This window comes from Paenibacillus sp. GCM10023252, assembly GCF_042653305.1.
In the GTDB taxonomy this organism is placed as follows: Bacteria; Bacillota; Bacilli; order Paenibacillales; family Paenibacillaceae; genus Pristimantibacillus.
Map to the genome: position 1 here is coordinate 1 of NZ_JBHSHW010000026.1, position 2,106 is coordinate 2,106.

Here is a 2,106-nt window from a genome sequence, read left to right on the forward strand (position 1 = left end):
ACACATCCATCTCCCTAAGATAAGAGCTATCTAAGGGAGATGGACGTCGTGAATACCAGAACGTTATCCGAAAGCTCAGGAAAAGCTGTTATAAAGAATAATATAAGGAGGGACAGTCAGTGACGACTGTATATATGGTTAGACACGCGGAATCTCCATATTCAGAAGGTAGTGAAAGAACCAGGGGATTAACTCCTGAGGGAAAGAAGAAGGCAGAAGAAGTAACTGAGATACTTAAAAATGAAGGAATAGACGTAATTATTTCTAGTCCTTATGCCCGAGCCATTCTAACAATTGAAGGGCTTGCACAAATATTAAATTTGGATATTAAGACTTTTGAAGATTTAAGAGAGAGACACTTTTCAAACGAAGATTATATTATTTCTGATGCTGAGTTCTTGCTGGCATACAGGCGAATGTTCAGTGATCCTTACTATTCATTGCCAGGAGGTGAATCAAACACCGTTTGCCAAAATCGAGCGGTAGCTGTATTAAAAGCTATTATGGAAGATAACAAAGGAAAGAAAATCGTCATTGGAACACACGGCAATGTAATGACTTTGATGATGAGTTACTTCAATTCTGAATATGGGTTTGACTTTTTAGAACAAACGAAAAAGCCAGATATTTATAAGTTGCAATTCGAAGAAAGTACTCTTAAAGAAGTCACAAGACTAGAACGTTAGCGTGCAATATCGAAGAAGACCGGAGCCTTCGGATAAAACCGTGTTCACGCTTCGGGCTGACGCCCTCGGTCCGGCAGAAGAATAATCGGGGAAGTGGAAGCAGCCGGACAACCCTGCGAGGCTAAGTCTTCGACTCGTCTCCCGTTGGTCGCCTTAAGCCTCTCGGGTTCGTGAATACAAGAACGTTATATGACATACCGTAAAAACAATATGAGGTGTTTTCATTGGAAGATGTTATTAATAACTATTCTTTTCTTAGTAGACAGCCTGATACTATAAAGAGCTTGCTAGTTCATTTTGGGACAGGTGCGACAAGATTTAGACAATGGTTCCTTGACAACCAAACTAAAATAATAAGTAAACTCAGAGGAGCAAGGGGCGAAGAGGACCTTTATGATGTAATAACCGAATTACGATGTGCTTCGTTTTTATTAGCACTTGATGAAGTCATTGAATTACAATACGAACCATTTCATCAAACTCAACGCTCACCTGACTTTAGGGCTAGAACTAGAACAAATGGTGATGTTTATTTTGAAGTAAGAAGAATTAGAAGAACTTCTGCAGAAGTAAAACGAGAGCAATTTATTAATTTATTTTGGGGAAAGGCAAAATCAAACATTCGTAGAAATTTTGGTTTAGGCCTTGATACAAGTTCTATAGATAGATCAGATCAGTTTGAAGTTTTAATTCAAAGAATAGAGGAGATTATTGTTCGAATTGATTCTTTTCTTTCTGAACTACCTGAGGAATTTGAAGAGCCAATGGAAATATTACTCGATGAATTTGTGAATGGATTGAAAGTATACATTTCAAGTATTCCAGAGTACCGTAGGATTCACAACGAGATAAGAAATTATGGAGGATTGTTTGCGACGCCATTTTCAGGAAATGAGTATAAAAAATTTGGTGACATAATATTTGAAAAAACTCATCAATTGCTCGACGGCGAGAAGAACGTGATCTTCATATATGCTGATAATGAAACGCATGAAAGTTACGATATGATGGACTCAATTGCTTCGATTAATCAATTAATAAGGGAAGCAAATGAATCCATTGTTAAAGATAAAGGATATGAATCCATTAATGATTTCTTAGCTAAATCTAGACGTATTAGTGGAATGCTTTTATTAACAAATACGCAAGAGCGAAAGTTCTGGATTAATAGAAATTCTGAACATTTAATAAATGAAGAATTAAAGAATGAATTTGAGGGTAACTCATAGAGGACGATACGTCATATAACACCATATTCACGCATCGGGCATTCGCCCTCGGTCCCAGAAGCGGCTTCAGAGGAGGAGTTGCTGTGGACACACCCGGCATTCGCCGGGCGTCGTGAATATACGAAACGTTAGGTAAAATTGCCAAGTACATTTAGAAACCTTAAAGAAATAGGGCTAGGTGATGTCGATGA

2 protein-coding genes are annotated in these 2,106 nt (G+C 37.8%); both read left to right on the top strand.

Translation table 11 applies throughout. The annotated features are described in order from the left end of the window. The first annotated feature begins 134 nt into the window (after nt 1-134). Nucleotides 135-686, top strand: a complete 552-nt coding sequence (locus tag ACFO9Q_RS15150; RefSeq protein WP_379183492.1) for a histidine phosphatase family protein — start codon at nt 135-137, stop codon at nt 684-686. A gap of 224 nt (nt 687-910) precedes the next feature. Next, nucleotides 911-1,915: a hypothetical protein gene (locus tag ACFO9Q_RS15155; protein ID WP_379183490.1), complete on the top strand. Its 1,005-nt coding sequence runs from the start codon at nt 911-913 to the stop codon at nt 1,913-1,915. Nucleotides 1,916-2,106: the final 191 nt, after the last annotated feature.

Bases quoted from the DNA above. Each gene is read 5' to 3' on its own strand.
- ACFO9Q_RS15150 (WP_379183492.1), top strand. From the start codon at position 135: ATGGTTAGACACGCGGAATCTCCATATTCAGAAGGTAGTGAAAGAACC.